Annotated in this window: 6 protein-coding genes; 3 read left to right on the top strand and 3 right to left on the bottom strand. The window is 51.6% G+C overall.

Annotation, left to right across the window (positions count from 1 at the left end; genetic code table 11):
* Positions 1 to 119: 119 nt before the first annotated feature.
* From SB752_RS07850 to SB752_RS07840, 3 genes are read right to left on the bottom strand one after another with little or no spacing between them, the layout of a single operon-like run.
* Positions 120 to 1340 carry an amidohydrolase family protein gene (locus SB752_RS07850; RefSeq protein ID WP_410715127.1) on the bottom strand — a complete coding sequence of 407 codons (1221 nt, stop codon included), beginning with the start codon at positions 1338 to 1340 and terminating at the stop codon, positions 120 to 122.
* A gap of 46 nt (positions 1341 to 1386) precedes the next feature.
* Positions 1387 to 2610 carry an amidohydrolase gene (locus SB752_RS07845; RefSeq protein WP_410715126.1) on the bottom strand — a complete coding sequence of 408 codons (1224 nt, stop codon included), beginning with the start codon at positions 2608 to 2610 and terminating at the stop codon, positions 1387 to 1389.
* A 6-nt stretch (positions 2611 to 2616) separates the two neighbouring features.
* Positions 2617 to 3861 (bottom strand): amidohydrolase, encoded by a 1245-nt coding sequence (locus SB752_RS07840; protein WP_410715125.1) that lies wholly within the window; start codon positions 3859 to 3861, stop codon positions 2617 to 2619.
* 181 nt (positions 3862 to 4042) lie between these two features.
* Here SB752_RS07840 and SB752_RS07835 point away from each other — a divergent pair, with 181 nt between their 5' ends.
* From SB752_RS07835 to SB752_RS07825, 3 genes are read left to right on the top strand one after another with little or no spacing between them, the layout of a single operon-like run.
* On the top strand, positions 4043 to 4942 hold the full coding sequence (locus SB752_RS07835; RefSeq protein ID WP_410715124.1) for an ABC transporter permease: 900 nt from the start codon (positions 4043 to 4045) through the stop codon (positions 4940 to 4942).
* A 13-nt stretch (positions 4943 to 4955) separates the two neighbouring features.
* On the top strand, positions 4956 to 5876 hold the full coding sequence (gene nikB, locus SB752_RS07830; RefSeq protein ID WP_410715123.1) for a nickel ABC transporter permease: 921 nt from the start codon (positions 4956 to 4958) through the stop codon (positions 5874 to 5876).
* Between the two features lie 13 nt (positions 5877 to 5889).
* Positions 5890 to 6912 carry an ABC transporter ATP-binding protein gene (locus SB752_RS07825; protein ID WP_410715122.1) on the top strand — a complete coding sequence of 341 codons (1023 nt, stop codon included), beginning with the start codon at positions 5890 to 5892 and terminating at the stop codon, positions 6910 to 6912.

The raw sequence follows: 6912 nt of genomic DNA, 5'->3' as shown, positions 1-6912 counted from the left end.
CTGTTTTTCTCAAGTATACAAAAAAGTACCCTATAGGTAGACTTTTTTAACGTGTCTACTCTATAGGGTACATTTTACCTAAGGTTCTGCCTCTTTTTTGAAGTTTTCTTCTCACTCTCTTACAAAGAGCCCGAGACCACATTTCCACGGAACATGACGGCCTGACGCTTCGAGCGGCGGGCAACAGCCTCTGCAGCAGAAGCTGCATAGACAAATACGATGTCCGCTTCATCACCAACATTTGGCCACATACGTTTTCCCTCTTTATCCAGCGGAGTTTTGCCGCCCGTAATAAAGCCCAAAGCCTGAGACAGGGAGCGCTCATCCTGCAAACGGAAACGCTCAGCCAAGCGGCCTGCTTTTTCCAGGCTGTCCCCCTGACCAAACGGGGACCAGTGATCGGTAATACTGTCGTCCCCTAGTGAAACGGACACGCCCTTTTCATGCAAAAGCGGAATCGGTATGGTCGGTTTGATGACCGGAACAGTAGATGTGATGGAAATGCCAAGCCCAGCCAGCATTTCAGCTACATCTGCCGCTTCCTCCAGGCTGATATCGGCCAAGGAGTTCGCATGACTGATCGTAACTCGGCCCTGCCAGCCTGCTTCCTCGGTCATTTTCGCCAGTCGCTTGAAGGTGAAAATGCCCAGGTGATCAGGATCATGCAAATGAACATCGATTGGCGCATTCGCTTCTACCGCGAGCTCGAAAACAGTAGCGAGTGACTTTTCGATATTTTGGTCAACCGTTGCCGGATCGACACCGCCGACGTAGGTCGCACCCATTTTCAGCGCCTGGCGGATGTTCTCCACCTGATTGCTGCGCAAAAGCCCTTGCTGCGGGAAGGCGACTACCTCACATTGCAGCTTGCCGCTGAAGGTTTCCATGGCAGCCAGTGTCGCTTCCAGGTTTTTCAGACCGATGTACGGATCGATGTTGCAGTGGGAACGAATTTGGGTAGATCCTGCCGACAACAGCAATCCCAGCATTTTTTCCGCACGCTCCTGCGCAGTAGGTAAGAGCTTTGGCATTAGCTCACTTTCTTCTTCCAATCGTCCCAAAATATTTTTAACCGGAGTGACCGCTTTCCAAGGGCCTCCGTAGTACGTCTTGTCAATGTGGATGTGCATATCGCGAAAAGACGGCAGCCCTAAAAGTCCGCGTGCATCCTCAGTAGGCAGCTTTGTCTGCGGTACATCGGCACCGAAGACGATCTGCGCGATTCGTCCATCCTCTACCAACAGATGAGCGACCTCTGTATCCGTAGCGACGACCTTGTCATTTTCTTTGCGGTATCCGCTCTCCAAGCGAACATTGGTTATCCAATAAGCTGTAGACATCTATTCATGACATCCTTTCCATTTGAAGGTTGGAACGAAAAAGAGCTTACCACTCACCAGCTACCCGTGTTCCCTGATAGAGAACGACGCGGCGTTTGGCACGTCTGGCTACGGCTTCGGCGCTGCAAGAGGCTTCGACAGCCATCAGGCTCGCCTCATCTCCGATCAACGGCCAAATTCGGTTTCCTGCATCATCGAGCGGAATCCGCCCCTCTGTGACAAAACCAAGAGCAACACCCAGCCTGCGCTCATCGGTCAGTCGAAAACGCTCTGCGAGTCGGCCGGCCTTTTCAAGTAGATCTCCACTGCCAAACGGCGTCCAGTTATCTGTCAGACTGTCGTTCCCCAGCATCACGGCTACCCCTGCCTCATGCAGAAGTGGAATCGGGATCGTCGGGCGATTGATCGGAACGGTTGAGGCAATGGAAATGCCCAAGGATGCGAGACGTGCTGCCACTTCTTCTGCTTCCTGGGGCGTTACATCGCCAAGTCCGAGTGCATGGCTTACTGTCACGCGTCCTTGCCAGCCAGCTTCTTCGGTCATCGCAGCAAGACGTTTGATCGTAAACACACCAAGATGACCGGGATCATGCAGATGCAAATCAATGTCAGCATCCGCTTCCACCGCCAGCTCCATCATGGTGGCAAGTGAACGCTCGATATCTCCATCTACCCCGCCTGGATCGACACCGCCCACATGGGTCGCCCCGTTTTGCAGCGCCTCACGCACGTAGCTTTTGGCATCCGTACGGAGCATTCCATAATGGGGAAACGCCACGATTTCATAGGACAAGCGATCTGCAAAGGTATTGAAAGCTTGGAGTATGCCCTCCAAAAATCCGAGTCCTACCTGCGGATCAACGTGGCAGTGAGTCCGAACATGCGTGACACCGGTTTGGACGAGTAATGACAGGATGTTTTCTGCGCCGTTCTGTGCTTGCCCCAAATACATTGGTAAAAGACTTCTGTCCTCGGTATGGCGTTCAAACAAGTTTTTCACAGGCGTCGTCGCTTTCCAAGGTCCGCCGTAGTACGTTTTTTCCAGATGAATGTGCTTCTCTGCCATAGAAGGCAAAATGAGCAAGCCTTTTGCATCCTTCTTGGGAATCCCGTCCTCCAATATTTCACTGGATGGCTCGATCCGGGTGATCTTCCCGTTTTCAATCAGCAAATCGCAAAGCTCTGTCCGCGTTTCCCTGATGACTCCTTGGTCCCACTCATACCCGCTCTCCAAGCGTGCATTAATGATCCAATACGGGGATGCTTTCATGCTTCCTCACTCCTTTACTGCGGTCACTTCTTCCACTTGACCTGCAGCCAGAGTCCCTTTAAAGAATACAGCGTGACGGTTCGCACGACGTGCAATCGCCTCTGCCGAGCAGGTAGCCTCGACCAGAACGAGACTCGCCTCATCGCCTGCTTTCGGCCACTGCTGTGTGCCCTGTGCGTCCAGCGTTGTTTTGCCGCCCGTAATAAAACGCAGTGATTGAGACAGCGCCCGCTCATCTAAATAACGGTTGCGCTCTGCCAGTCTCCACAGACGCTCGAGCACATCACCATTTCCATACGGCTGCCAGGTGTCAAAAATATTGTCGCAGCCTACCGCTACATCGACACCATTTTGGTGCAGCAGCTGTACTGGTGGAATGATGCGGCTGTACGGAACACTCGTGATGATCGTAATTCCAGCTTCGCGTAATATGGCTGCCATCTCTTCCGCTTCTGCTACGGGAATATCTCCAAGCGCAAAGGCATGACTGATAGCCACTCGTCCTTGCCAGCCAGCATCTACCGTCATCTGCGCCAAGCGCTTCATCGTAAACGTTCCCAGATGTCCGGGATCATGCAGATGAAGGTCTACGCCTGCGTTTGCTTCAACAGCCAGCTCCATCATTTGGCTCAGCGATTCCTCGATGTCGCCATCCACATTGGCAGGGTCTACGCCACCGACATGAGTCGCGCCTTGGCGCAGAGCAGCACGGAGCAGTCCTTTTGCCTCGGTACGCAGCAAGCCGTGCTGCGGGAATGCCACGATCTCATGCGACAGTCGCGTGGAATAGTCGGCCAACGCCTCTTTTACCGTTTCGAGATTGGTGATGCCAGCTTCCGGATAAATGTCTACATGTGTGCGCACATGTGTAGCTCCGTACGATTGCAGGATAGCGAGCAGATTTTTGGCGCGCTCCTGCGTAGTCGTTGGCAGAGTCGGGAGCGTGCGCTTTTCAATCTCACAACGCTCAATGATGCCCGACACCGGAATGACTGCACGCCACGGTTCCCCCATGAGTGTCTTGTCCAGATGCACGTGCTTTTCTACAAACGATGGAAGCGCCAGCAGACCTTTGGCATCCTTTTGGGCAATCCCGTCTTCGAGCGTTTCAGTCGCCGGAGTGATCCGTGCAAATTTTCCGTCTTTTATCAAGATGTGAAACAAGGATGCCTCTGTTCCAGCCACGATACCGTTTTCCACACGGTAGCCCGTCTCCAAACGAACATTGGTCAACCAATAGGTAACACCCATTCACCATCCATCCTCTCTTATTGTCTATCCATGCCTTCCCTACCCATTATCTAGGAACCACGAATACTTGATTTGCACAATCTTTACGTCTATTTTCACTATTTTTACGACTTGTTCAAATTGCCTTTACTTCATACATTTTTCTGATAACTTGAGACATAAGCAAAAGGAGGGTTGCATCATGAAGGTTGAGTACGCACCAACCAATCAAGCTCTTCCGCCAAAGGCAACGACTGCACGTCCAGGCAGATGGCGGACTTTTTACAGAAAGCTGCGCAAAAACAAACTGGCCATGGCAGGCGGCTGTATTGTCGTTTTTTACATTGCAATCGCCCTCTTGGCACCACTCATCGCTCCTAGTGATCCGTACGCAATCGATTTGGTGAACAAGCTGAAGCCGCCATCCGCCGAGCACTGGATGGGAACCGATGACAAGGGAAGAGATGTGCTTAGCCGTCTCTTATACGGAACACGCCTCTCGATGTCTGTCGGTTTTGTCTCTGTTTTTATTGGTGCTTTCTTCGGAATTATTCTTGGTCTGCTTTCCGGCTACTACGGAAAATGGGTAGATACGATTATCTCCCGCGTTATTGATGTTCTGCTTGCATTCCCGGGTATCCTGCTCTCCCTGGCCATCGTGAGTGCACTCGGTCCGAGTTTGTTCAACGTAATGGTCGCCGTCGGTGTATTTTCGATTCCTGTGTTTGCACGGATTGTTCGCGGTTCTACCTTGACGGTGAAAAAGCTGGAGTACATCGATGCGATTCGCTCTCTGGGTGCTAATGACTTCACTATCATTTTCAAACACATTTTTCCAAACATTCTGTCTCCTATCATTGTTCAAGCGACAATGCGTCTGGCGACTGCGATTCTTTCAGCAGCTGGTCTGTCGTTCCTCGGTCTTGGTGCACAGCCTCCACTGCCTGAATGGGGTGCGATGCTCAGTAACGGACGCGACTTTTTGTTTACGGCTCCGTACCTAGCCATGTTCCCTGGTCTTGCCATTGCGACACTGGTTCTCGGCTTCAATATTTTCGGAGACGGCCTCCGGGACGCTCTCGACCCAAGAATGAAACATTAGGAGGGAATGCTCAATGTTTGTCTACATTATTCGTCGCTTGCTGCAGATGATTCCCGTCCTGCTCGGTGTCATTCTGGTCGTATTTTTGATCATGCAAATGGTTCCCGGCGACCCAGCTGTTCTGCTTGCAGGTGAAGGCGCTTCCGCAGAGACAATCGCCAAAATCCGGACGCAGCTCGGCCTCGATCAGCCGATCATGGTCCAGTACTTTCACTACGTTACAGACGTTGCTACTGGTGATTTAGGTACGTCACTTCGTTCCAACTTGCCGGTTTTTGATGAAATTATGGCTCGTCTGCCTGCTACGATTGAGCTGGCTCTTGCAAGTATTTTTGTTACGATCGTGCTCGGTATGATCGCAGGTATCATCTCTGCTACCAAGCAATACTCCTGGGCAGATATTACGATTATGATCATCGCTTTGCTCGGTGTATCCTTGCCTAGCTTTTGGCTTGGTCTCAGCTTGATCTACTACTTCTCCGTGAAGCTTCATCTATTCCCTGTTGCCGGCTGGGGCACATGGCAGCACATGATTTTGCCAGCGATCACTCTAGGTACAGGTGGAGCGGCGATTGTAGCCAGGATGACACGCTCCAGCATGCTCGACGTTGTACGTCAGGACTACATTCGCACTGCCAAAGCAAAAGGCTTGAGAGAGCAGGTCATCATTTACAAACATGCACTCAAAAACGCGTTGATCCCGATCATCACTGTCGTAGGCTTGCAATTCGGTTTCCTGCTTGGCGGTACCGTACTCGTCGAATCCGTTTTTGCTATCAATGGCCTAGGCCGCTTGATTGTAGATGCGATTCGTATGCGTGATCTGCCAGTCGTGCAGGGCGGTGTATTGATCGCGTCCGTCATCTTCGTGTTCGTTAACCTTTTAGTCGATGTGTTGTATCGCTACTTCAATAAACGAATTGATCTGAGCTAAGGAGGGAGTAATCATGCCAAAGCAACAAGATGTAATCCTGGAAGTTCGCAACCTGCAAACGCATTTTTTCACGGAAGATGGCGTCAGCAAAGCAGTGGATGGCGTTGATTTCTCTCTGAACAAAGGAGAGACGCTGGGTCTGGTTGGTGAATCGGGCTGTGGAAAAAGTATCACTTCCCTCTCGATACTGCGTTTGATCGCCAGTCCTCCGGGAAAAATTGTAGGAGGAGAAATCCTCTTTAAAGGGCAAAACCTCGTGACAAAATCCGAAGCCGAGATGCGCGCCATTCGCGGCAACGAAATTTCGATGATTTTTCAAGAGCCTATGACCTCACTCAACCCGGTTTATACGGTGGGTGAACAAATTGCCGAGGTACTTCGCTTGCACCAACACATGGGGCGCAAGGAAGCCTGGGAAAAAGCGGTGGATATGCTGAGACTCGTAGGTATCCCCTCTCCTGAAAAACGTGCAACACAAGAACCACATGAGCTGTCTGGCGGGATGCGCCAACGTGTGATGATTGCGATGGCACTGGCTTGCCGTCCTGAGATTTTGATCGCGGACGAACCGACGACGGCTCTGGACGTGACGATTCAGGCTCAAATTTTGGAGCTGATGAAAAAGCTTCAGGTCGAAATGGGCATGAGCACAATCATGATTACCCATGACCTGGGAGTTGTCGCTGAAACATGTGACCGTGTTGCGGTTATGTACGCAGGAAAAGTGGTAGAATATACGACTGCGAAAAACTTATTTGCAAGTCCGAAGCACCCTTACACGGTAGGTCTGATGACCTCTCTCCCCCGCCTCGATGAGGATGTGGAAGAGTTGCAAGCGATCAAGGGTAACGTTCCTAGCCCATTCGATATGCCACAAGGCTGCCGCTTCGCCCCTCGTTGCCCTCACGCGACGCAGTTGTGCCACGATAAGCTGCCAGAGCTGCTTCTGCAAGAGGACGAGAGCAAGGTCCGCTGTTGGATGTATACTCCTGAGTGGGACGGCGCCAACCAGACTGTTACGGGAACGGGGGTATGA

Source organism: Brevibacillus sp. SIMBA_040, assembly GCF_046535075.1.
GTDB lineage: Bacteria > Bacillota > Bacilli > Brevibacillales > Brevibacillaceae > Brevibacillus.
Note: the sequence above shows the minus strand (reverse complement) of the source record. Positions and strands in the feature narration are given on the sequence as shown.

What these genes read in the sequence shown, in the direction of transcription:
- SB752_RS07850 (WP_410715127.1), bottom strand. Translation starts at nt 1,340, where the DNA reads ATGTCTACAGCTTATTGGATAACCAATGTTCGCTTGGAGAGCGGATAC.
- SB752_RS07845 (WP_410715126.1), bottom strand. Translation starts at nt 2,610, where the DNA reads ATGAAAGCATCCCCGTATTGGATCATTAATGCACGCTTGGAGAGCGGG.
- SB752_RS07840 (WP_410715125.1), bottom strand. Translation starts at nt 3,861, where the DNA reads ATGGGTGTTACCTATTGGTTGACCAATGTTCGTTTGGAGACGGGCTAC.
- SB752_RS07835 (WP_410715124.1), top strand. Translation starts at nt 4,043, where the DNA reads ATGAAGGTTGAGTACGCACCAACCAATCAAGCTCTTCCGCCAAAGGCA.
- nikB (WP_410715123.1), top strand. Translation starts at nt 4,956, where the DNA reads ATGTTTGTCTACATTATTCGTCGCTTGCTGCAGATGATTCCCGTCCTG.
- SB752_RS07825 (WP_410715122.1), top strand. Translation starts at nt 5,890, where the DNA reads ATGCCAAAGCAACAAGATGTAATCCTGGAAGTTCGCAACCTGCAAACG.